Raw genomic sequence first — 22,549 nt, forward strand, 5'->3', positions numbered from 1 at the left:
ACGCCCGTCAGCCCCGGCCGGTGCGCGGCCGGTCGTCCTCGGCCGGTCCGCCGGCCAGGTCCACGACTCCGGCCGGCGCGCTCGCCGGCGTCTTCCCGTCGCGGCGGGCCCGGTCCTCGGTCCCGCCGCCCGGCTCCCGGCCCGCCCGGCCCAGAGGCTCCGCCGCAGGTCCGGTCGCCACCTTCGGCAGCGCGTACGGATGGTGCTCGTGCAGCCAGCCGACCAGCTGCTCGCGCACCGCGCACCGTACGGTCCAGATGTCGTCCGCGTCCTTCGCGGTGACCACCGCGCGGAGCTGGATCGTGGTGGGCGTGGTGTCCGTGACGGCGAGCGACCAGTCACGGCGGTCCCACGCCGGGCACTCCCGGACGATGTCGTGCAGCTTCTCGCGCATCAGCGCCACCGGGGCGGAGTGGTCCAGATGGAAGAAGACCGTCCCGGTCATCTGCACCCCGCCGCGCGACCAGTTCTCGAACGGCTTGCTGGTGAAGTACGAGACCGGCATGGTGATCCGCCGCTCGTCCCAGGTCCGTACGGCGAGGAAGGTGAGGGTGATCTCCTCGACCGTGCCCCACTCGCCGTCGACGACCACCGTGTCGCCTATCCGGACCATGTCGCCGAACGCGATCTGGAATCCGGCGAAGAGATTCCCGAGGGTCGACTGCGCGGCCACACCGGCGACGATGCCCAGCACGCCCGCCGACGCCAGCATCGAGGTGCCGACCGTCCGCATCGCCGGGAAGGTCAGCAGCATCGCGGCGACGGCCACCACCCCCACCACCGCGATGACGACCCGCTGGATCAGGGTCACCTGGGTACGGACCCGGCGGACCCGGGCGGGGTCGCGGGTGGCGTTGGCGTAGCGGCTGTAGGTGGACTCCACGACCGCGGTCGCGATCTTGACGACCAGCCAGGCGGAGGCTCCGATCAGCACCAGCGAGAGCAGCTGTCCGATGCCCGCCCGGTACGGTTCGAGGCTGGTGATCTCCGCCTTCCGGTAGGTCGCTCTCAGCAGCGCGGCGCTCAGCACCACCTGCAGCGGAAGGCGGCAGCGGCGCAGCAGACCCCACAGCGGGGTCTCCGGGTGCCGGGCGTCGGCCCGGCGGAGCAGCAGGTCGGTCAGCCATCCCACGAACAGCGTGAGGACGACCGTCCCGCCGAGGACGATCAATGGGCGAAGCACGTTCTCCATGTCTTCGAACGTAACCTGACCGCATGCACATCATGCTTCTTCATTCCACATACGGTCTCCGCCCGGCGGTGGGCTCCGCCGCGGAACGGCTCCGGGCCGCGGGTCACCAGGTGTGGACGCCCGATCTCTTCGAGGGCCGGACCTTCGACACCGTCGAGGACGGGATGGCCTTCAAGGACGGGCTCGGCAAGGACGAGCTGCTGAAGCGGGCGGTTCTGGCCGCCGCGCCCTACTCGGACCGGGGACTGGTGTACGCCGGGTTCTCGCTGGGCGCGTCCATCGCGCAGACCCTGGCGCTGGGCGACGAGAAGGCCCGCGGGCTGCTGCTGATGCACGGCACGTCGGACATCGCCGTGAACGCGTCGGTGGACGAGCTGCCCGTACAGCTGCACATCGCGGACCCCGATCCCTTCGAGCCGCACGACTGGCTGACCGCCTGGTATCTGGGCATGGGGCGGGCGGGGGCCGACGCGGAGGTCTACCGGTATCCGGGCGCGGGGCATCTCTTCACCGACCCGGAGCTGCCGGACTACGACGAGGAGGCCGCCGAGACGGCCTGGCGGGTGTCGCTCGGCTTCCTGGAGTCGCTGGACTCCTGACGGCGGGCCCCGGTCCGGCCCCGGGCCCGGACCGGCAGGCGAAGGACACGCCCCCGGTCCGGGCCCCCGGTCGGGCCCGGACCGGTGTGCGGGTCAGCCCTTCAGGGCCTTGTCGATCGCCTCGCGGAAGTCCTCCGCGGTCCTCGGGGCGTTCTCCGAGCCCGCGGCGGTGACGTTCTTGCCGTCCATCTTGATCGTCGGAGTGCCCTGGACACCGCTCTTGTCGAAGGTGTCCGACATCTTCATCGCCCAGGCGTCGAAGGTCCCGCCCTCGACGTCCTTCTTGAAGCCGGCGTTGTTCTTCAGCTCCGGGACCGAGTCGGCGATCTCCAGCATGTAGGAGTCCTTGGCGAACTTGTCCTCGCTCTCGGAGGGGTGGAAGTTCTTCGAGTACAGGGCGGCCTTGTACTCCATGAACGCGTCGGGGCCGACATTGAGCGCCGCGCCCAGCGCGCTCAGCGCGTTCTTGGAGCCCTCGCCGTCGTCCATGTTGTCGATGAAGGTCGCGCCGACGTACTTGACCTTGTACTTCCCGGCCTCGACGTCCTTCTCCAGCTCCTCGCCGACCTGCTGCTCGAAGGTCGCGCACATCGGACAGCGGGAGTCCTCGTACAGCTCCAGCGTCTTCTTGGCGCCGGCCTTGCCGATGACGACCTCGGTGCCGTCGGCGCCGCTGGTGTTCTTGGGGGCGGTGACGTTCTTGGCGTCCTTCGCCTTGTCCCAGGCGCTGGGCTCGTTCGCCTGCATCACGGCGTAGCCGATGCCGCCCGCGAGGGCGAGGACCGCGACCGTGGACCCGGCGACGACGAGCTGCCGGCGGGCCCGCTCCTTCTTGGCCGCCCGCTCGCGCTCCTCGCGCAGCCGCTCGCGGGCCGCCGCCTTGTTGGTCCTGCTGTTACGTGCGCTCATGCTGATTTCACTCCGGAAGATGTCGTATCGGGGAGAGGTGATACGGGGAAAGGGCCAGAAGGGACGGGCGGCGCGGACCGCCGGGCCGCACGGGGCCGCCGGGCGGGGCGCCGGGGAGGCGCGGGCTCGGATCAGGGCCGCGCGAAGGCACGGCCCCGGTGGGGGAGCCCTGCGGGGGTACGGCTCAGACGAGGGCCGCGGCCGGGCGCGGAGGACCCCGCCGCCCGACGGAGTGGACCAGCTCCCGGGTGCGGGAGACGGCCGGGCGGGCCAGGACGCGCAGCCGGCGGCGTACGGCGGGATGCGCGGCCGCCGCCACGGCGACGGCGATCAGCAGCGGCCGGAAGGCGAGCGCGCCCACCGTCCGCACCAGGGCCGCGAGGGCGGCCTCGCCGTGCCGCAGCCAGGCCGCGGCGAGCAGTCCGACCGACACATGGGCCGCCAGCAGCAGCCAGGGCAGCGCCGGGTCGGGAGAGGCCGGCAGGGCGGCGGCCCCGCCCGGAGCGGTGCTCACCCCCGGCAGTCCGCCGCCGACGCCGCCGCAGAGCACATCGAAGCCCAGCGCCCGCAGCGAACCGGCGACCGGTCCGCCGCCGGGGCCGTAACAGAGGTCCTGACCTGTGGTGAAGACCGTGTCGGCGGCGAGTTCGAGCGGGACGAGCAGACTCGCGATCCGCCAGAACCCCCGCTCGCGGCCCGAGAGCGCGTACGCCACGGCGAACACGCCCGCCGACAGCCCGGCGACCGTGGTCCACGGCAGCGGGGTCCGGGAGAGCAGCACATGGGAAGCGGCGGACAGCGTCACGACCAGTGCCGTGAAGATCGCCGCCCGCACGGCCCTGAGCTGTGCTCCCGATACGTCCATCGCCATCCGAGTGTGTCATGTCTCCGTGAGAGGAGTCTTAAGCCGTCCTGTCGTGCGCCGGGCCGGTCAGAGGCCCGGGATCCGGCCGTTGCGGAAGAGGTCGACGAAGATCTGATGGTCGGCCCGCGCCCGTGCTCCGTAGCCGTGGGCGAAGTCCACCAGCAGCTCCGCGAAGCCGCTCTCGTCCGCCGCGATCGCCGCGTCGATGGCCCGCTCGGTGGAGAACGGCACCAGCGAGTGGCCGCTCTCGTCGTCCGCCGCGCCGTGCATGGTGGCCGTGGCCCGGCCCAGGTCCGCGACGACCGCGGCGATCTCCCGCGGATCGTCGATGTCCGACCAGTCCAGATCCACGGCGTACGGAGAGACCTCGGCGACCAGCTGACCGGCCCCGTCCAGCTCGGTCCAGCCCAGCCAGGGATCGGCGTGGTCCTGGAGCGCCCGCTGGGAGATCACGGTGCGATGGCCCTCGTGCCGGAAGTATCCGCGCACGGCCGGATCGTCGATATGGCGGGAGACCGCCGGGGTCTGCCCCTGCTTCATATAGATCACGACGTCGTTCTCCAGGGCGTCGCTGTTGCCCTCCAGCAGGATGTTGTACGAGGGCAGGCCGGCCGAGCCGATGCCGATTCCGCGCCTGCCGACCACGTCCTTCACCCGGTAGGAGTCGGGCCGGGTGAGGCTGGACTCGGGCAGCGTCTCCAGATAGCCGTCGAAGGCGGCCAGGACCTTGTACCGGGTGGCGGCGTCCAGCTCGATGGAGCCGCCGCCGGGGGAGAAGCGCCGCTCGAAGTCGCGGATCTCGGTCATCGAGTCCAGCAGCGAGAACCGGGTGAGCGAGCGGGCGTCCCGCAGGGCGTCCAGCAGCGGGCCCTCGGCGGTGTCCAGGCTGAAGGGCGGGACCTCGTCCTCCTTGGCGCCGCTCGCCAGGACATGGATCCGCTCGCGGTAGGCGGCGGCGTAGATCCGCACCAGCTCGCTGATCTGCTCGTCGCTGAAGGCCTTGGTGTAGCCGATCAGCGCCAGCGAGGCGGCCAGCCGCTTCAGGTCCCAGGTGAAGGGGCCGACATAGGCCTCGGCGTACTTCCCGTAAGCCCCTTCAGGGTGGAACGCGTCACACGCAGAGGCGGAGCGGGTCAGTACCTTGGCAGGCTTCCGCGCTGCAACCAGGGCAGGCACGGGCCTAGCCACGCTTCCAAGCACTTCCCGCGCCCGTCCTTGTCTCTGAGTGCGTCCAGCCGACCACCGAGCCCCCGGCAAAGTGACTGCACAAGCTCGATGCCCCGCCCCCGTTCCGCGTTGTCGTCTAGGCGTCGGTATGGGCGCGCGCGAGACCGGTCATGGACCATCACGACCAAGGACCCGTTGGAAGCCTCTACGAGCGCCACAGAGCCGATCTCGTGCGCCATGGGGACATGCTGCATGGTGTTGGCCATGAGTTCAGCCACGATGGACTCGGCAGCGTCGGCCGTCTCTTGGGAATGCCCCCACGAAAGGGCGATCTCAGCGGCGATCTTCCGGCAGGGGCGAACCTCCCGGAACGCGGGGTCGGCCCCACAGTTGAAGGCCCATGTGATGAACCGCCCATCAGGCCCATGTGGACGTTCCAACAGGCCCATAGCGTCGGCAACTTCGGTCAACGTCGGCGTTCTGGATGCAATCCCAGCTTCAGGCATAAGCGCAGCCTAAATGCCCGCGATGGTCACGCACAGCCCCTCACGCCGATATCGCCAGGGCACGCCACCCCTTACGGCCGTCGTAACCGACCCTGCCGAGTGCATCCCCATCGCACTTTCCAGCTCAGCGCGGGTGGTCGCGTCGGCCTGGTTAGCGAGTAGGCGGAGTGCGCCCCATGCCTCCCCCGTGGAGGGGAACGTGAGCGAACCGGTTGACTCGGGTAGTGCCCATTCCAGAGTGATCACGGAAGTACGGTACGCCCCGAAACCCGCGCACAGACTGAGTTGCTACGGTGTTCCGATCTCTGAACGCTGCACTCAGGGGTGCTCCCCGCCCCTTCGCGGGGTCGTTCTGGTGCGCCGTTTCTGGTGTTCTTGCTGGTCAAACAGTCATACCATCCTGAAAAACGCGATCACACTCAGCATGCATATTTCATGCTTGGGCCGGGATCGCCAGACAGGTCATCATCTGAACTTTCGCAGCGCCCCACCCTCACCCCGGACACGAGAAAAGCCGTCCACCACCAGGGCGGACGGCCTCTCAAGTCGGTTCGGACTACTCGGAATCGCTCAGCGCCCGATACAGCGTCGCACGGGACACCTTCAGGGCCTTGGCAATGGCCGTGACACTCTCCCCCGCAGCCTTGCGCGCACGGGCCGCAGCGAGCTTGTCAGCGTCCATCACGGCCGGACGGCCCCCCGTACGCCCCTGTGCCTTGGCGGCGTCCAGGCCGGCCCTGGTGCGCTCTACGATCATGTCTCGCTCAAGCTCGGCGAACGCCACCATCATCGTGAAGAAGAACTTCCCCTCACCCTTCGGCGAGTAGCTACCGGCGAGCGTCCCTGTCAGGATGCGCAGGCTGATCCCCCGCGAGTGCAGATCCTCGGCGATGGTCAGCACGTCCTTAGTGGAGCGCCCCAACCGGTCCAGCTTCCACACGCACAGGGTGTCACCCTCCCGCATGTAGTCGAGGGCGGCTATCAGGCCCGCACGGTCGGCATTCTTGCCAGATGCCTTGTCCTCAAATACCCGCGTGCAACCCGCGTCGCTCAGCGCGTCCGCCTGAAGCTGTGCGTCCTGTGCGTTGGTGCTCACTCGCTTGTAGCCGATCAGGGTTCCGGTGTTCGTGTTCGTCGTCATGCAGGAATCGTCTCAGAACCCGTCTCAGAACGCTAGGGGTTTCGAGCATGTTTTGAGACGGGTTTTGCTACAGGGTTTCGCGGGTTGGGAGCGGTCGGCGGGGTCGTCTCATAAACCATCGTTTGATAGACGCTCCGCCGACCGTCACACAGCGCAACGCCCCGCACAAACGCCCCAATGAGCCATACGAAAGAAAAGCCTCCCTGCCGTGCTGGACCACCAGGGCAAGGGGGACCCTCCCCAGGGGGGTGCGTGGGGCGCAGCGCGCAAAGAGGGCCAGTCGCGGCTACCGGAGCCCGTCTCCCTGCCGTGCGTAGAGCATCGGCTTCCACTCGTCCAAGAGCTGATCCTTCTTCGACGCGTTGCACAGCACACAGACCACGCGCATGTTCGCCACCGTCGAGAGTCCGCCCCGCGATATCGGGATCAGGTGATCGATCACGCCTCCCTCCGGCAAAGGGGCGGAGCAGTGGAAACACCCAGCATCTCCGTGTGCCTCCCGCACTCGACGCTGAACCGTGACCCGCCGCGCGGCCGTCCGCTGCACCTTCTGACAGGCCCGACACACCCCGTCCCGGAACTTGAGCGCTACAGGCTTCCCGCAGCGACGGCACGGCACTGGCTTCGGGTCGGTCCTGGCGCGCTTACGGACGTGCTCAGCGGCGCGACGGCACGCATCAGAGCAGTACGAACGATCCCGTCCGCCAGACAGCCCCACCCGCTCAGTGCAGTTCGGACCCTGACACGGCCTGAGTGCGGCCTCCTCCCGTTCCCGCTGCTGACGCTTCCGGCGCTCCGCCTCCCGTGACGCGTCCACCTCCTCCCCGCAAGGCAGGCAATACAGCGCCCACGATTCCCGCCCGTGCGGCCGGTCGCAGCGATGGCAGCGCGGCGCGCCCACGGCAGCACGAGCCGCCTCCCGTGCCTTCTTGGCAGCCACCTGCAACCGTACCGACTCGCGACACAGGACCGCCCCGCACGTCCTCCGGTCCTCACGGGCGCGCGGACCACCGCACTCCGAACACGTGGCGCGTGACTCCTCAAGGGCCGACAACCGACCCACCTCCCCAAAAAGATGATCATGAACCCTTGTCGCGAGACGGCTGAAGGCCAGTAGCCGCAAGGGGAAGGGGGTACCCGTGGGCGGGGTCTAAAGAAGCAAAGCAGAGTAATCCAAACCCACCCCCCTCAGCGTCGATCCACCATTCCCCCGACGAAACGATGACCGACGTTCGAACCCCTTGACCCTACGCGCAGCCACCAGTGCGCCCCCTCAGGGGCCGTACGCGGCACTCTGGCAACGCCGAACGGCCCGCCGTCGGGATCGGTCGACAACGGGCCGCTATGGGGTTCAGGCAGGGCTTACAGGCCCTCTAGTTGTGCAATGCCGTCCAAGAGGTCCTGCCGGATCTCGTCATGCTGTTCTGGCGTCAGTCGTGCGGACGCGCGGGGCGGCTCTTCCGTCTCGGCTGTGATGATGGTGGCGAATTCGACAGCAGCGTCCTCAAAGAATTCTCCCAGGTTGATATCGCAGCGTTCGCCCAATGGAACCCGTGCGCGACGCACTTCGGGATTCCATACGGTTACGGTTGCTCCCGTCTCCCGGAGCCATTCTCCGCGCTGCTCTTCGTTCCAGCGGTGCCACCGGTCGCGGAACTTCTCCCCGGTATCGACGGTCACCCATCCAGATTCCGTCTCCGGTACCGCTTCGAGTTCCGCAATTCGTGTTGCCGTGTCTGCGTACTGTCGTCTGAAGCGTTCAAGGGCTTCCGGTGTCGAATACATGCCTGCTTTGCGGTCGTCTTCAAGCTCGGATAGGAATGCGCGCATCCTGTCAAGGTCAGCGCCTGTCCTATTTCCCGGGTGGTAGATGCGCTCAGTCGCATTCAGGCTCCCTATGCGATCCCGAACATCCTGATCCACATGCTTGCTCAGCTCTTCGGCGCGCACGCTCACATTCGAATGCGGATTCTGCAACGTGCCACGGCAGCGCAGAATGACCATGCCCGGTTGGTTCGTCCCGCCGTTGGTCCGCTTCAAGTTTCCCTTGCAGACTCCGCAGCGAGCGACGCCGTACAGCCAGTGTCTTCCGGCCGTGGGCTTTCGGGGCGTCGGGGGTGCAAGAGCAAGGAGGGCAGCCGCTTGTTCCTCTTCGCTGACGATCGGTTCCCAGACCTCAACAGGAATGCCCTCTTCGCGGACGAGCCGCTTAGTCAGCGGATCAATTTGATGACCGATGATTGTGGGAGACTCCATGATCACGCGGATTGTGCGGCTTGACCATGCTGCTGCTTTCGGTTCCTTCTTTCCGCTGTTGTGGACCCGGGGGGAGGCGACTCCCCGGGATTGTAGGTCGGCGGCAATGGCTGTCATCGCACCGCCTTCATTGATCCTCTCCACGATTTCCCGAATGACCTTTGCTGCCACGTCATCCCGGACTAGAACTTTGCCGGCCCCGTCGGGGTGTGGGGCGGGCTTCAATCCGTAAGGGACGCGTCCCCCCGTCCATCGCCCGACCTTGTGGAGATATCGTCGCGCGTTGCGAACGCGGGTCCGGATATTCTCACGCTCCCATTCGGCAACGGTGGCGAGAATGGACGCCTGCAACCGTCCGGCCGGAGTGCTCAGGTCGAATGTGTCATGAATGGATACAAGTACCGTTCCGGCTTTCTCGGCGGCGCGCACCATGTCCATGAATCCGAAGAGGCTTCGGGCAAGGCGGTCGATCTTCCATACGATCACGACGTCGTCTCGCTGCCACTCTTCGAGAAGGCGAGACAGCCCCGGGCGCTTCGTCGGCTCAAGAGCCCCGCTCACTCCGTCATCCACATACACGACCACGGGGACACCTGCCCAGCGTTGGGCCGCCAAGGCGCGCCCGTCGGCTTCCTGGCGCTCAACTGACGTGCTGTCATCGGTGGTTCGACTCAGTCGGATATACAGCCGGATCGTTCTCGGTTGGGTGGTCACGCGGAGACCCTACCGTTAAGAGCCTCACGAGACATATGACTCGTCGAAGTCATTGACATTGAAGATCAGCCGGCCGTTGGAATCCATGTACGTGCCGAAGTTCTCCGCGTGGAGATCGCCGTGGATCCACACTCTGCTGGTGCGCTCGTCCAGATACGGCCCGCTGTGGATGCCGTGGTCGCCGCGCCCGGTGTGCTCCTGCTCCAGATCGCGGTAGAACAGGGAGGCGGTGCCCCGGTAGAAGGCGAACGCCGAGGCGGCCATCTTCCGGAACTTGACCCGGAAGGCGGCCGGGTCGGCGGCCAGGAGCTCGCCGAAGGCGGTCCCGATCACGGTGAGAATCTCCTCACCGCGATCGACGGCCGTGACCTCGGCGGGGTGCGGTACCGACATCGCTGCGTGCCTCCTGGGGCAGAACGGAAGGATCCCGGGCCGGGCCCGGGAAGAGGGGACGTTCCCGCAGTCTCCAACGTTCGAAGGGTCCCGGGAGTGCCCCCGCGCGAGCGCCCTCCGGCGGCTTTCGGACGCCCGTGCGGACCCCGTCCCGGACCGCCGCCGGGAGCCTCGTCCGTCGGTGGGGAGTCGTAGACTTCGACGCTGTCTCCCCAGACACTCCGCCGCCACACGTCGCCCGCTCCTCTGGAGGCCCCTGCCGTGACAAAACCGCCGTTTACGCATCTGCACGTGCACACCCAGTACTCGCTGCTGGACGGCGCGGCGCGGTTGAAGGACATGTTCGACGCGTGCAATGAGATGGGCATGTCCCATATCGCGATGACGGACCACGGCAATCTGCACGGTGCGTACGACTTCTTCCACACGGCGAAGAAGGCGGGGGTGACGCCGATCATCGGGATCGAGGCGTATGTGGCCCCGGAGTCGCGGCGGACGAAGCGGAAGGTCAAGTGGGGTCAGCCGCATCAGAAGCGGGACGATGTGTCCGGTTCCGGTGGTTATACGCATAAGACGATCTGGGCGGCGAATCGTACGGGTCTGCACAATCTGTTCCGGCTCTCCTCGGACGCGTACAAGGAGGGGTGGCTCCAGAAGTGGCCCCGGATGGACAAGGAGACGATCGCCCAGTGGTCGGAGGGGCTGATCGCGTCGACGGGGTGTCCTTCGGGTGAGCTGCAGACGCGGCTGCGGCTGGGGCAGTTCGACGAGGCGCTGAAGGCGGCGTCGGAGTACCAGGACATCTTCGGCAAGGACCGGTACTTCCTGGAGCTGATGGATCACGGCATCGAGATCGAGCGGCGGGTGAGGGACGGGCTGCTGGAGGTCGGGAAGAAGCTGGGGATCCCGCCGCTGGTCACCAATGACTCGCACTACACGTATGTGGAGGAGGCGGCGGCGCACGACGCGCTGCTGTGCATCCAGACGGGGAAGAACATCTCGGACCCGGACCGGTTCCGGTTCGACGGCGCGGGCTACTACCTGAAGTCCACGGACGAGATGTACGCGGTGGACTCCTCGGACGCGTGGCAGGAGGGCTGCCGCAACACGCTGCTGGTGGCCCAGCAGATCGACACCGAGGGCATGTTCCAGGCCCGGAACCTGATGCCGAAGTTCGACATCCCCGACGGCTACACCGAGATCACCTGGTTCCAGGAAGAGGTCCGGGTCGGCATGGAGCGCCGGTTCCCCGGCGGGGTCCCGGAGGACCGCCGGCAGCAGGCGGAGTACGAGATGGACGTCATCATCAAGATGGGGTTCCCGGGGTACTTCCTGGTGGTCGCCGACTTCATCATGTGGGCCAAGAACCAGGGCATCGCGGTCGGCCCCGGCCGTGGCTCGGCGGCCGGCTCGATCGTGTCGTACGCCATGGGGATCACCGACCTGGACCCGATCGAGCACGGGCTGATCTTCGAGCGGTTCCTCAACCCCGAGCGCGTCTCCATGCCCGACGTCGACATCGACTTCGACGAGCGCCGGCGCGTGGAGGTGATCCGTTATGTGACCGAGAAGTACGGCGCGGACAAGGTCGCCATGATCGGCACCTACGGAAAGATCAAGGCGAAGAACGCGATCAAGGACTCGGCCCGGGTCCTCGGCTATCCGTACGCGATGGGCGACCGGCTCACCAAGGCCATGCCCGCCGACGTCCTCGGCAAGGGCATCGACCTCTCCGGCATCACCGACCCGAAGCACCCGCGCTACAGCGAGGCGGGCGAGATCCGGGGGATGTACGAGAACGAGCCGGATGTGCGGAAGGTGATCGACACCGCCAAGGGCGTCGAGGGCCTGGTCCGGCAGATGGGCGTGCACGCGGCCGGCGTGATCATGTCCAGCGAGACCATCACCGACCACGCGCCGGTCTGGGTCCGGCACACCGACGGCGTCACCATCACCCAGTGGGACTATCCGCAGTGCGAGTCGCTCGGCCTGCTGAAGATGGACTTCCTGGGTCTGCGCAACCTGACGATCATGGACGACGCCATCAAGATGGTGAAGTCCAACAAGGGCGTCGAGCTGGAGATGCTCGCCCTTCCGCTGGACGACGCGCCCACCTTCGAACTGCTCTGCCGGGGCGACACCCTCGGCGTCTTCCAGTTCGACGGCGGCCCGATGCGCTCGCTGCTGCGGCTGATGAAGCCCGACAACTTCGAGGACATCTCCGCCGTCTCGGCCCTGTACCGGCCGGGCCCGATGGGCATGAACTCCCACACCAACTACGCCCTGCGCAAGAACAAGCAGCAGGAGATCACCCCGATCCACCCGGAGCTGGAAGAGCCGCTCCGGGAGGTCCTGGACATCACCCACGGCCTGATCGTCTACCAGGAGCAGGTCCAGAAGGCCGCCCAGATCATCGCCGGGTACTCGCTCGGCGAGGCCGACATCCTCCGCCGCGTCATGGGCAAGAAGAAGCCCGAGGAGCTGGCGAAGAACTTCACGATCTTCCAGGCGGGCGCGCGGAAGAACAAGTACTCGGACGAGGCGATCCAGGCCCTGTGGGACGTCCTGGTCCCGTTCGCCGGATACGCCTTCAACAAGGCGCACTCCTCCGCGTACGGACTGGTCACCTACTGGACCGCCTATCTGAAGGCGAACTACCCCGCCGAGTACATGGCCGCGCTGCTGACCTCGGTGAAGGACGACAAGGACAAGTCGGCGGTCTATCTCAACGAGTGCCGCCGGATGGGCATCAAGGTGCTCCCGCCGAATGTGAACGAGTCGCAGGCGAACTTCGCCGCCCAGGGCGACGATGTGATCCTCTTCGGCCTCACCGCGGTCCGCAATGTCGGCGCGAACGTCGTCGACTCGATCATCCGCTCCCGCAAGGCCCGGGGGAAGTACGCCTCCTTCCCGGACTTCCTGGACAAGGTCGAGGCCGTGGTCTGCAACAAGCGGACCGTGGAATCGCTGATCAAGGCCGGGGCCTTCGACGAGATGGGCCACACCCGCAAGGGCCTGGTCGCCCACCACGAGCCCATGATCGACAACGTGGTCGCGGTCAAGCGCAAGGAGGCCGAGGGGCAGTTCGACCTCTTCGGCGGGATGGGCGACGAGGGCGCCGGGGACGAGCCGGGCTTCGGACTCGACGTCGAGTTCTCCGACGTGGAGTGGGAGAAGTCCTATCTCCTCGCCCAGGAGCGCGAGATGCTCGGACTCTATGTCTCCGACCACCCCCTCTTCGGCATCGAGCATGTCCTCTCGGACAAGTCCGACGCGGCGATCTCCCAGCTCACCGGGGGTGAGCACGCGGACGGCGCGGTGGTCACCATCGGCGGCATCATCTCCGGCCTCCAGCGCAAGATGACCAAGCAGGGCAACGCCTGGGCCATCGCCACCGTCGAGGACCTCGCGGGATCGCTGGAGTGCATGTTCTTCCCCGCGACCTATCAGCTGGTCTCCACCCAGCTGGTCGAGGACACCGTCGTCTTCGTCAAGGGACGGCTCGACAAGCGCGAGGACGTGCCCCGGCTGGTCGCCATGGAGCTGATGGTCCCCGACCTCTCCTCGGCGGGCACCAACGCCCCGGTCGTGGTCACCATCCCCACGGTGAAGGTGACCCCGCCGATGGTCACCCGGCTCGGGGAGATCCTCAGCCACCACAAGGGCAATACGGAGGTCCGGATCAAGCTCCAGGGCCCCCGTTCGACCACGGTGCTGAGGCTCGACCGGCACCGGGTCCAGCCGGATCCGGCGCTCTTCGGCGATCTGAAGGTGCTGCTCGGCCCGTCGTGTCTGGCCGGATGACCTGTCCGACCGCACGGAAGGGGCGCGCCCGTATCGACGGGCGCGCCCCTTCCGCATGCCGCGGCTGAGCCGTGGGGCGGGTCAGTTGTGGCCGAAACGCCGCTGGTGCTTGCGGGCGACGTCCGCCGGGCTGCCCTGGGCCGGCGACTGCGGCTGGTTCTGGGTCTGCGACTCGTAGGCGGTGGACTTGGCGTCCTCCTTGCCGCGTTCCGCGGCGGACGAGCGGTCCTGCTGATGGCCGCCCTTGCGATTCTTGTTCTTGGCCATGGTGTGCCTCCATCGGGGGTTCTCGGGGCCAGGGCCGCGACCAGACTCACATATGGGGCGTTGCGTCGCATTTTGGATCATTGCTATGGGTAAGGGACCTTGTTGTGAGTCCCCGGACAGGTTCCGCCACGCCGATGATCGAGTTCCGGCCGTTAACCCCCACACGGTCGGGCAGACTCGAAGGAAACCCGGAACAATCCCCGGTCCGGAACCGCCGCCGGGAAGCGCACGTCTCCCCGATTCCCGGATCCGCCGATTTCTCAGCCCGTCACGATCGCTTCGCATCTTTTTCAAGATCCATCAGTTCATTTCCAAGATCCGCAAGCATTCCGGGATCTCTTCTCGTCCCCAAGACCTTCAGTGACCTTCAGTCCCAGAACCTCTGAGTACCCGAAAGAGGGTGGAGCGCGTGGACCGCTGCGTTGTGCTGGTGGACGCCGGCTATCTGCTCGGCGCTGCCGCGAGTCTGCTCGCCGGGGAACCGACGCGTTCCCGGATCACCGTCGACCACGCCGCCCTCATCCAGGGCCTGCGTGAGCTGGCCGAGGCCGATACGGAACGCCCCCTGCTGCGGATCTACTGGTTCGACGGCGCTCCCGACCGGGTGCCCCAGCCGGAGCACCGGCGGCTGCGGGTGATGCCCCGGGTGACGGTCCGCCTCGGCGCGCTGACCCGCAGCGACGGCCGCTGGGCCCAGAAGGGGGTGGACGCGGCCATGCACGCCGAGCTGACCGAACTGGCCAGAAATCGCGCCTGCTCGGATGTGGTCCTGGTGACCGGCGACGGCGATCTGCTGCCCGGTCTGATGTCCGCGAAGGAGCACGGCGTCGCCGTCCACCTCTGGGCGGTGCAGGCCGCCGACGGCGACTACAACCAGTCCGAGGACCTGGTCGCCGAGGCCGACGAGCGCCGGGTGCTGGACCGGGCCTGGATCACCACCGCCGTACGGGCCAAGGAACTGGGCGCGGTCTGCGCCCCGCCGCCCGTGCCCCGCCCCGAGATCGCGGCCATCCTCTCCGCCCCGCTGCCCGAGTCCGCCCTCGCCGCCGCGCAGGCGGCGGCCCCGGAGGCCGCGCGCAACGGCTCCGGGACCGCCCCGGCGGACGGCGCGGAGCCGGCCCCCGCCCCCTCCGCCGCCAAGGGGGTGCCCACCCCCAAGGATCTCGCCAGCCTGCGCGCGCCCGGGGCGCACGCCCCGCAGCATCCGGCCGGCGCCACCCTGCGCTGGTCCTCCGACCGGGGCTGGGTGGAGCGCCCCGGCGGTCCGCTGGGGGAGCCGCCCGAGACGGCCTCCCTGCCCACCCTCGCCCAGCTCACCAGCGCCGAACAGCGCTGGGCCGACCGCGAGGAGGACATCACCACCGTCGGCGGCGATCCCTTCGAGGTCGGCCAGGTCTTCGCCCGGCGCTGGATGGCCCGGCTGACCGAGAACGGACATGTGCAGAAACTGTCGACGATGTACCCGCGCGTTCCGCACCGGATCGACGGCGAACTGCTCCGCTACGCGGCGCGATTCGGTCTGCTCGCCCACAAGGACGATCAGATCGACGAGCACGACCGTTATGCGATCCGGGCGGGATTCTGGCGGGAGATCGATGTACGGGCGGCGGCGGAACACGCCCCCGCCGGGGAGTAGCGCCGGCGACCCCGTACTCTCGTACCTCGTGAGTACGGTGTGCGTGGTGCGGCGACTGGTCAAGACGTACCCTGCCGCGCGCGCCCGCCGAGGAGTCCCGGCGACGCCCGAGGTGCGGGCAACGGACGGCATCAGCCTCGAAGTCCGGGGCGGTGAGATCTTCGGACTGCTGGGTCCCAACGGAGCTGGCAAGTCCACTCTCGTCCGGCAGCTGACCGGTCTGATGCGGCCCGACTCGGGCAGCGTCGATGTGCTCGGCCACGATCTCGTACGCCATCCGGAACGGGCCTCCCGGCTCATCGGCTATCTCGGTCAGGAGTCCACCGCGCTCGACGAGCTGACGGTGGCGCTCGCCGCCGAGACCACCGGGCGGCTGCGCGGACTGACCACCCGGGACGCCCGCGCCGAGCGCGACGCCGTACTGGAGGAGCTGGGCCTGACCGAACTGGCCGGGCGCCCGCTGAAGAGGCTCTCCGGCGGTCAGCGCAGGCTCGCCTGCTTCGCCGCCACGCTGGTGGGGGAGCGTCCGCTGCTCGTCCTGGACGAGCCCACCGCCGGCATGGACCCGGTGGCGCGGCGGGCGGTGTGGGCCGCGGTCGACCGCAGACGGGCCCAGAACGGCGCGACCGTCCTGCTGGTCACGCACAATGTGATCGAGGCCGAGACCGTCCTGGACCGGGTCGCGGTGCTGGAACGGGGCCGGGTGATCGCCTGCGACACCCCCGGCGGACTCAAGGAACGGGTCGCGAGCGAAGTGCGGGTGGAATTGGTGTGGCGGGAGCGGGCGCCGCTGGAGGTGCCGGAAGTGGCCGCCCTGCGTGAGTCCGCACAGGAGTCCGGGCGCCGCTGGGTGCTCCGGCTGGCCCCGGACGAGGCGCGGGCGGCGGTCGCCGCCGTGACGGGCGGCGCGGCATTCGCGGCGCTCGACGACTTCACGCTGGCGACGCCCAGCCTGGAGGACGTGTACTTGGCGCTCGGGGGGAACGCGACGAAGGGGCTGGTCAAGGCGTGAGCATCGTGCCCGTGGAGGCGGTGTCCGGGCGGACACAGATCAGGGACCGGCATTCGGAGGCGGTGACGGCGCCCGCGCCGCTCGCGCCCCGGGCCCGGCTGCTGCCCGCGATGGGCGCGGTGTACCGGGCCCAGCTGTCGAGGGCTCGGGTGGCCCGGATCCCGCTGCTCTTCGTGGCGACCTTCCAGTCCGTCGGGATCATGGTCCTGATGCGCGGGGTCGTCGACGGCGGCGCGGAGGCGCGGGCCGTGGTGGCCGGCTCGTCCGTGCTGGTCGTGGCGTTCGTGGCGCTCAATCTGCTCGCCCAGTACTTCGGGCAGCTGCGGGCGAGCGGCGGACTCGACCACTACGCCACCCTGCCGGTGCCGCCCGCGGCCGTGGTGCTCGGCGCGGCCGGTGCGTACGCCTCCTTCACCGTGCCCGGCACCGTGGTGACCGCCGTGGCCGGCAGTGTCCTCTTCTCGCTCCCGATGACGCATCTGTGGGTGCTGGCAGCCGTGATCCCGCTCGCCGGGGCGGCGCTCGCCGGTCTCGGGGCGGCGCTGGGCCTGCTCGCCCCGCGTCAGGAACTCGCCACTCTGCTCGGTCAGTTGGGCATGTCCGCCGCCCTGCTGCTGGGCGTGCTCCCGGCCGACCGGCTGCCCGGGGTGATCTCGTACGCGCGTGATCTGCTCCCGTCCACCTATGGCGTCGAGGCGCTGGCCAGGACCTTCGACCCGAATCCCGACTGGGCGGGAGTCGCCTTCGATCTCGGGGTCTGCGCGGTGGTCGGCGTGGTCTCGCTGGCGGTGGCGACCTGGGCGTACCGGCGGGCAGCGGTCCGGTGAGGCGCGGTCCGCGCCCGCCTGGCACGATGGCGGGGTGACCGCACCTCTGACGCCGCCCCCGCCGAACGACAACCCGTGGCAGGCTCCCCCGCCGCCCGGCCCGGCGTACGCGGCCCCCGGCGATCCGGATCTCCGCTCGGAGCTGCGGGACGGCCTTCTGGTGGCGTCGGCCGTGACCGTCCTGGGCATCGCCCTGGGGCTGCTGTGGCTCTGGCTGGCCCCGCGTGTGCCGCTGATCTCCGACGGCGAGGCGGTGTTCCTGAAGAACACCGAGGGCGAGGCGGCGGTCGGCGCGGACGGCGTCTTCGCGCTGCTGGCGCTGGGCTTCGGCGCGCTGAGCGGCGCGGCCGTCTACTTCCTCCGCCGCCGCGGCGGCATCGTCCTGGTGATCGCGCTGGCCCTCGGCGGACTGCTGGCCTCCGTGCTGGCCTGGCGGCTGGGCGTATGGCTCGGTCCGACGTCCGATGTCGCGGCCCACGCGAAGGAGGTCGGCAGGGGCGTCACCTTCGACGCTCCCCTCAAGCTGGGCGCCAAGGGCATGCTCCTGGCCTGGCCGCTGGCCGCCGTGCTCGTCCATCTCGTGCTCACGGCCCTGCTCACCCCCAGGGACCCGGACCCGAAGCCGGCCCCGCTGCCGGACTGGTCCCCCCAGGACAAGTGAGCGCCCGCGGGCCGGGGAGGGGCCCGCGGACGCGGTACGGCTCAGCGGTACGGCTACGCGGGCCTGCGCCCGTGGTTCGCCTTACGCGTGCGCCATTTGCGCTTACGGGTGCGTTTCGACACGGCCCCTCCTCGGTTCACGGTCTCCCTCCTCAGGGGAATACCGGAGAACCGGGCCCCCGTCGAGCCCCTGAACCCGCCCGATCCGGGCCCCGGCGAGCCGCCGCGCTCCTCCGGTCCGCGTCCCGGTGATCCCCGGGTCCGGTCCGGTCCGCGTCCCGTCGCCGAGACCCTGGGCCGATCCGGTCCGCGTCCTGCCCGCCCCCGGGCCCCGGAGAGCCCTCACGCCCGGCCGATGCGGGCCACCACGGCGCCCGTCAGCCCCGCCAGATCCCCGGGCGACAGCTCCACCTCCAGCCCCCGCCTCCCCGCCGACACACAGATCGTGGGATGCCGCGAAGCCGTCTCGTCCAGCACCGTCGGCAGCCGTCGGCGCTGGCCCAGGGGCGAGATCCCGCCCCGGACGTATCCCGTCGTCCGCTCCGCCGCCGCCGGGTCCGCCATCACCGCCCGCTTGCCGCCGACCGCCGCCGCCAGGGCCTTGAGATCGAGCTGTCCGGCCACCGGCACCACCGCGACCGTGAGCGCGCCGTCGACCTCGGCCACGAGCGTCTTGAAGACCCGCTCGGGGGAGACCCCGAGCGCCTCGGCGGCCTCCTCGCCGTACGACGCGGAGGCGGGGTCGTGCTCGTACGCGTGCACCGTGAACGGCGTGCCCGCCGCCGTCAGGGCCACTGTGGCGGGGGTGCCGCCGGTCTTCCTGGCCTTCTTCGCCACGTCGCCGGGTCCTGTCCGTTCAGTTGGGGTTGGTGGGCTCCTGCGTCAGCTGCACCGCGGGCAGCGAGGGCAGATGACGGATGACCGCCGTCTCGGCGCGCAGCAGCCCCAGCTCCTCCCGCAGCCGCGCCGCGGTGTCCGGGGCCTCCAGCAGCCGCTGCTTCGCGGGGGTGTCCAGCACCGCCGCCGCCGCGACCAGGTACGAGACCACCGACGGCTCGTCCGGCAGCTCCGCGCCCGTGGACAGGGTCCGCTCCCGCGCGCCCGCGAGCCGCTTCTGATAGGCGCGGAAGGCCCGCAGCACTCCCTCGGCGAGCGCCCCCGCGCCCTCGCCGGTCTCCTCCGGGATCTCCTCCAGCTCGGCCGTCAGATAGGGCCCGCTCGCGTCGACCGAGAGCAGCCGGACCCGGGTCGTCCCGGTGGCGAGGACCTCGAAGCTGCCGTCCTCGCGCTCCCGGACGGTCGCCGCGTCCGCGACGCACCCCACGGGGTGGAACGAGCGCATCGGGTCCTCGCCGAAGCCCGCGGCCGGCCCCCGCTCCGGCAGCGAGGTGGGGTCCGGCAGACCCGGCGCGGTCGTCGCGACCTCCCGGCCGTCGCGGATGGCGACCACGGCGAAGAGGCGCGGCTCGGACGCGTCCGTCTTCAGCAGCTCGCGCATCATGGCGCGATATCGCTCCTCGAAGACGTTCAGGGGCAGGACGAGCCCGGGGAACAGCACCGAGTTCAGCGGGAAGAGGGGCAGTCGAGCGGTGGTCACAACCGACTAGCCTAATGGCCCGCGGGCCCGCTCCGTCCGGTGGAAGACCCCAGAGGCGTCGTGGACGCCACCTGGATCCGCACACCGTCGCGGGCGTCGAGGAACTGGCCGAGCGGATCGTCGGAGAATCGGTTCCAGGGGAACGAGGTCGCCCGCGTCCCGATCAGCCGGAACTGCTCCAGCGCCTCCGCCCAGCGCCCGCGCCCCACCAGCACGTACGCGGTCAGATTCCGCACCTCGGCGGGCCAGGGATCCCCCTCGGGGTAGCCGCCGGAGAGGGTGATCGCCAGATCGGCCGCCGCGTCGACCCGCTCGGCCTCCAGGGCGTGGGAGAGCCGTACCGGCTCCAGCACCCCGGCGGCGGAGGTGTGGCACTCCATCCGCGCGAACGCCGCCCGCACCGGCAGCGCCCGCACCAGCGAGCCCGGCAGCGCGTCCGCCGCCGCCTTCTCCGCGAAGTCGAAGCACTCGCGGTGCGAGCCGTACCACTGGGCCGACAGATAGCGCAGCGCCGCCACATGGCATCCGTAGTGGTGCGAGGAGCGGCGCACCGCCTGCTCCCAGAGCGCCTCGAACGCCGTGTGGGTCGCGTGGGCGCCGCGCGCGTGGTCCAGCGCGATCCGCCAGGGCACCGGGTCGGCCGGGGCCGCCTCCGCCGCCGCGTCGATGAGCGGGCCGACCTCCCGCAGCCGTTCGGCCCGCGCCGGCGAGTCCCACGCCCTGCGGATCGCCAGCTCCGCCTTGACGATCAGGGCGTCCGGATCGCGCGGCGCGGCCGCCAGCCACGAGGAGAGCCACTCGCCCCGCGAGTGGGCGAAGACGGCCAGCCGCATCACATAGCGGTCCCGGCTCTCCCACTGGGCCGCCTCCCGGGTGGTGGCCAGCAGTTTCGCGGCGGGCTCGAACTCGCCGACCGCCGCCGCGACCAGCGCCGGGCCGAGCCGGTCGTCGGGCGCGTCGAGCAGCACCGCCTCGGCGGGCGGCAGACCGTCGGCGAGTCTCGGTGTGTGACGGATCATACGAGCGGTGCGCAGCAGTGCTCGAAGCAATGACATGGTGCGGACCATTGAAAACCGCAGGTAGGGGCCGCGCCAGAGGATGGCTGTGAAGCTTTGGTGGCGGCCGGAATGGTTGTCCTGGGAAAAGCCAAGAGACTGTAAAGAAACGCCGGAGCGGGTGACCGAGCGGGCCCGCCGCCCGTCTCACCCCCGCTCCCCGCCCACCCTCGGCTCAGCTCCGGACTCCGTCCACCCCCGGCTCAGCTCCGCTCTCCCTGCACCCCCGGCTCAGGAGTGCACCCTCGGCTCAGGACTGCATCCCCGCCTCAGCAGTTCACCCCCGGCTCAGCAGCCTCGTCGCCCCCGCCGCCACCGTGGTCGCCAGAATCCACCCCAGCATCACCAGCACCGCCCCCGCCCACTGCCAGTTCCCCTCCAGCCGCCAGAACCCGTCCTGGCCGAGATTGATCACGGGGATCAGCAGATCCAGCGCGTAGAGCGCCGCGTTCCACTGCGGATGCTCCTCCTTCTTGATCGGATCCGGATCCACCTGGGAGAAGGCCAGCGCGCCCGCCGCCCACAGCACCGCCATCCACAGCGCCGCCCGGCCGGGCCGGTAGCCGTACGCCACCGTCCAGTCCTGGAGATAGCCCCACAGCTTCGCGGCCAGCGGCAGCGTCTCGCGGCGGCGGCGCTGCTTCGCCAGCAGCACCTCGCGCGCGTCCGCGTCCTCCCCGCTGTTGCGCAGCACGGTCGCCAGCCGCTCGTACGGCTCCGGGGAGTACTCGGGCGTCGCCGACGCCACCCACTCCAGCCGGCGGCTGAGCGGGAACTCCTCGTACGGCACCAGGTTCTCGTAGACGAAGCCGCCCATCGCGAGCCCGCCCGGCCCCGGCCAGCTCGCCGCCAGATCGACCAGGGTGATCACCTTCGCGCCGTTCAGCACCACCCGCCCCTCCTCGGGGCGCTGCGCGTTGAACCGCAGCTCGGGGCTGACTATCCGGCGCAGCGACAGCTCCTCGCCCTGGCTCATCACGAAGCGCGCCCGGTGCAGATCGACCGCGTCCCCGAACCGGCCGTCGTCCAGCCGCACCCCGCCGTAGCACTCGAAGGGCCGCAGCCGGGTGTTGCGCCGGTGCGCGTCGTCGATCCCGATGCCGAACGGGGGAGTGGTGTTCGGATCGCCCGTGGTCTCGCTCACCCACGCGCCCGTCATGTACAGCGTCCGCTCCACGCTGAGCTGGGGCGCGTTGAACGCGCGGCGCTCGGCGGCGGCCCGCAGCCGGCTGCCGCGCAGACTCAGCGACACCCCGACCTTCGCGCCGCGCAGACTCACCTCGCCATAGGTCTCGATCAGCTCGGCCTGGAGGTCCTGCGCCACCGAGAGACCGTCCGCGGTGATCGCCCGGCCCCGCCGGTCCGGCCGTACGTGGATCTGGTTGATCAGCAGATCCGTGCCGATCTGCGCGTCGGTGAGCCGGATCCCGTGCTCCACCCGGCAGCGCGGCAGATGCAGATCGCCCTCGGTGCGCAGCCGGGCCGCCTCCAGCCGGGGGATCGCGCAGCCCACCATCCGCACGGTGGTGAAATGCGCCTCCGGCAGCCACACCTCGCTCTCGAACCGGCAGCCGTACAGCTCCACATAGGGCGAGACGCTGCCGCCCGCGAGCTTGAGCGTGCCGGTGATCGCGGCCCCGCGCAGCTTGAGCGCCGCGACCCGCCCGGGGTGCGGCGACGGCCCGCTGAGCAGCAGCCGCGCCACGATCGAGGCGCGCACGCTGCGTTCGGATCCCCAGGGGCGCGGCGAGAAGGCGTCGTTCAGCAGCGGATCGGGATCGCTCAGATCGTAGGTGCTCCCGTTCCGGAACGCGTTCCACATCCGCTGCTCGGTCGGGGTCAGCCCGTCCGGGGGTCCGTCGTCCGGCGGCTCAGTCAAGGCCGCTCCTCCGATTCCTCTGTGTGCATCAGTCGTCGCACACCGTGTCGTACAGTCGTTCTTCCCGCTG

At 69.6% G+C, this 22,549-nt stretch carries 18 protein-coding genes and 2 pseudogenes; 6 read left to right on the forward strand and 14 right to left on the reverse strand.

Features of this window, described 5'->3' with window-relative positions; genetic code table 11:
- Positions 1–7: 7 nt before the first annotated feature.
- On the reverse strand, positions 8–1,192 hold the full coding sequence (locus ACF089_RS15000; RefSeq protein WP_392026153.1) for a mechanosensitive ion channel family protein: 1,185 nt from the start codon (positions 1,190–1,192) through the stop codon (positions 8–10).
- Positions 1,193–1,215: 23 nt separating this feature from the next.
- Between ACF089_RS15000 and ACF089_RS15005 the strand changes: the two genes are divergently transcribed.
- Entirely contained in the window at positions 1,216–1,791 is a 576-nt protein-coding gene (locus ACF089_RS15005) for a dienelactone hydrolase family protein (RefSeq protein WP_392026155.1), read from the forward strand.
- A 93-nt stretch (positions 1,792–1,884) separates the two neighbouring features.
- Here ACF089_RS15005 and ACF089_RS15010 read toward each other — a convergent pair whose 3' ends face one another.
- From ACF089_RS15010 to ACF089_RS15045, 8 genes and pseudogenes are all read right to left on the reverse strand, one after another.
- Positions 1,885–2,700 (reverse strand): DsbA family protein, encoded by an 816-nt coding sequence (locus tag ACF089_RS15010; RefSeq protein ID WP_392026157.1) that lies wholly within the window; start codon positions 2,698–2,700, stop codon positions 1,885–1,887.
- Between the two features lie 184 nt (positions 2,701–2,884).
- A complete protein-coding gene (locus ACF089_RS15015) occupies positions 2,885–3,565 on the reverse strand; it encodes a hypothetical protein (protein WP_392026159.1) in 681 nt (226 codons plus the stop codon).
- A 66-nt stretch (positions 3,566–3,631) separates the two neighbouring features.
- A pseudogene (locus ACF089_RS15020) lies at positions 3,632–4,645 on the reverse strand (DUF2252 family protein); the annotation flags it as partial.
- Between the two features lie 53 nt (positions 4,646–4,698).
- Positions 4,699–5,238, reverse strand: a complete 540-nt coding sequence (locus ACF089_RS15025; protein ID WP_392026161.1) for an ATP-binding protein — start codon at positions 5,236–5,238, stop codon at positions 4,699–4,701.
- A 556-nt stretch (positions 5,239–5,794) separates the two neighbouring features.
- Positions 5,795–6,379, reverse strand: a complete 585-nt coding sequence (locus tag ACF089_RS15030) for a recombinase family protein (RefSeq protein WP_392026163.1) — start codon at positions 6,377–6,379, stop codon at positions 5,795–5,797.
- Positions 6,380–6,665: 286 nt separating this feature from the next.
- Positions 6,666–7,442: an HNH endonuclease gene (locus tag ACF089_RS15035; protein WP_392026459.1), complete on the reverse strand. Its 777-nt coding sequence runs from the start codon at positions 7,440–7,442 to the stop codon at positions 6,666–6,668.
- Positions 7,443–7,741: 299 nt separating this feature from the next.
- Positions 7,742–9,349, reverse strand: coding sequence for a recombinase family protein (locus tag ACF089_RS15040; RefSeq protein ID WP_392026165.1), 1,608 nt, complete (start codon positions 9,347–9,349; stop codon positions 7,742–7,744).
- Between the two features lie 30 nt (positions 9,350–9,379).
- Positions 9,380–9,742 (reverse strand): annotated as a pseudogene (locus ACF089_RS15045) (DUF2252 family protein); the annotation flags it as partial.
- 261 nt (positions 9,743–10,003) lie between these two features.
- Between ACF089_RS15045 and dnaE the strand changes: the two are divergent.
- Positions 10,004–13,546 carry a DNA polymerase III subunit alpha gene (gene dnaE, locus ACF089_RS15050; protein WP_392026167.1) on the forward strand — a complete coding sequence of 1,181 codons (3,543 nt, stop codon included), beginning with the start codon at positions 10,004–10,006 and terminating at the stop codon, positions 13,544–13,546.
- An 81-nt stretch (positions 13,547–13,627) separates the two neighbouring features.
- Here dnaE and ACF089_RS15055 read toward each other — a convergent pair whose 3' ends face one another.
- Entirely contained in the window at positions 13,628–13,813 is a 186-nt protein-coding gene (locus tag ACF089_RS15055; RefSeq protein ID WP_392026169.1) for a hypothetical protein, read from the reverse strand.
- Positions 13,814–14,213: 400 nt separating this feature from the next.
- On the opposite strand from ACF089_RS15055, the gene ACF089_RS15060 reads away from it, so the two are divergent.
- Genes ACF089_RS15060 through ACF089_RS15075 form a run of 4 tightly spaced genes read left to right on the forward strand, consistent with a single transcriptional unit; the run spans position 14,214 to position 17,949 of the window.
- Positions 14,214–15,449 (forward strand): NYN domain-containing protein, encoded by a 1,236-nt coding sequence (locus ACF089_RS15060; RefSeq protein WP_392026171.1) that lies wholly within the window; start codon positions 14,214–14,216, stop codon positions 15,447–15,449.
- Positions 15,450–15,486: 37 nt separating this feature from the next.
- Entirely contained in the window at positions 15,487–16,461 is a 975-nt protein-coding gene (locus tag ACF089_RS15065) for an ABC transporter ATP-binding protein (protein WP_392026461.1), read from the forward strand.
- Positions 16,458–17,288: an ABC transporter permease gene (locus ACF089_RS15070; RefSeq protein WP_392026172.1), complete on the forward strand. Its 831-nt coding sequence runs from the start codon at positions 16,458–16,460 to the stop codon at positions 17,286–17,288. The genes ACF089_RS15065 and ACF089_RS15070 overlap by 4 nt, the downstream gene beginning before the upstream one ends.
- Positions 17,289–17,322: 34 nt before the next feature.
- Positions 17,323–17,949: a DUF2567 domain-containing protein gene (locus ACF089_RS15075; protein ID WP_392026173.1), complete on the forward strand. Its 627-nt coding sequence runs from the start codon at positions 17,323–17,325 to the stop codon at positions 17,947–17,949.
- Positions 17,950–18,290: 341 nt separating this feature from the next.
- On the opposite strand, the gene ybaK is transcribed toward ACF089_RS15075, so the two are convergent.
- From ybaK to ACF089_RS15095, 4 genes are all read right to left on the reverse strand, one after another.
- Positions 18,291–18,785 (reverse strand): Cys-tRNA(Pro) deacylase, encoded by a 495-nt coding sequence (gene ybaK, locus ACF089_RS15080; RefSeq protein ID WP_392026175.1) that lies wholly within the window; start codon positions 18,783–18,785, stop codon positions 18,291–18,293.
- Between the two features lie 19 nt (positions 18,786–18,804).
- Positions 18,805–19,545 (reverse strand): LON peptidase substrate-binding domain-containing protein, encoded by a 741-nt coding sequence (locus ACF089_RS15085; protein WP_392026177.1) that lies wholly within the window; start codon positions 19,543–19,545, stop codon positions 18,805–18,807.
- Positions 19,546–19,556: 11 nt separating this feature from the next.
- Positions 19,557–20,612, reverse strand: coding sequence for a hypothetical protein (locus tag ACF089_RS15090; RefSeq protein WP_392026179.1), 1,056 nt, complete (start codon positions 20,610–20,612; stop codon positions 19,557–19,559).
- A 265-nt stretch (positions 20,613–20,877) separates the two neighbouring features.
- Positions 20,878–22,479 carry an oxidoreductase gene (locus tag ACF089_RS15095; protein WP_392026181.1) on the reverse strand — a complete coding sequence of 534 codons (1,602 nt, stop codon included), beginning with the start codon at positions 22,477–22,479 and terminating at the stop codon, positions 20,878–20,880.
- Positions 22,480–22,549: the final 70 nt, after the last annotated feature.

The organism is Streptomyces sp. NPDC014894 (assembly GCF_043080985.1).
GTDB lineage: Bacteria > Actinomycetota > Actinomycetes > Streptomycetales > Streptomycetaceae > Streptomyces.

Bases quoted from the DNA above. Each gene is read 5' to 3' on its own strand.
- ACF089_RS15000 (WP_392026153.1), bottom strand. From the start codon at position 1,192: ATGGAGAACGTGCTTCGCCCATTGATCGTCCTCGGCGGGACGGTCGTC.
- ACF089_RS15005 (WP_392026155.1), top strand. From the start codon at position 1,216: ATGCACATCATGCTTCTTCATTCCACATACGGTCTCCGCCCGGCGGTG.
- ACF089_RS15010 (WP_392026157.1), bottom strand. From the start codon at position 2,700: ATGAGCGCACGTAACAGCAGGACCAACAAGGCGGCGGCCCGCGAGCGG.
- ACF089_RS15015 (WP_392026159.1), bottom strand. From the start codon at position 3,565: ATGGACGTATCGGGAGCACAGCTCAGGGCCGTGCGGGCGGCGATCTTC.
- ACF089_RS15025 (WP_392026161.1), bottom strand. From the start codon at position 5,238: ATGCCTGAAGCTGGGATTGCATCCAGAACGCCGACGTTGACCGAAGTT.
- ACF089_RS15030 (WP_392026163.1), bottom strand. From the start codon at position 6,379: ATGACGACGAACACGAACACCGGAACCCTGATCGGCTACAAGCGAGTG.
- ACF089_RS15055 (WP_392026169.1), bottom strand. From the start codon at position 13,813: ATGGCCAAGAACAAGAATCGCAAGGGCGGCCATCAGCAGGACCGCTCG.
- ACF089_RS15090 (WP_392026179.1), bottom strand. From the start codon at position 20,612: ATGGTCCGCACCATGTCATTGCTTCGAGCACTGCTGCGCACCGCTCGT.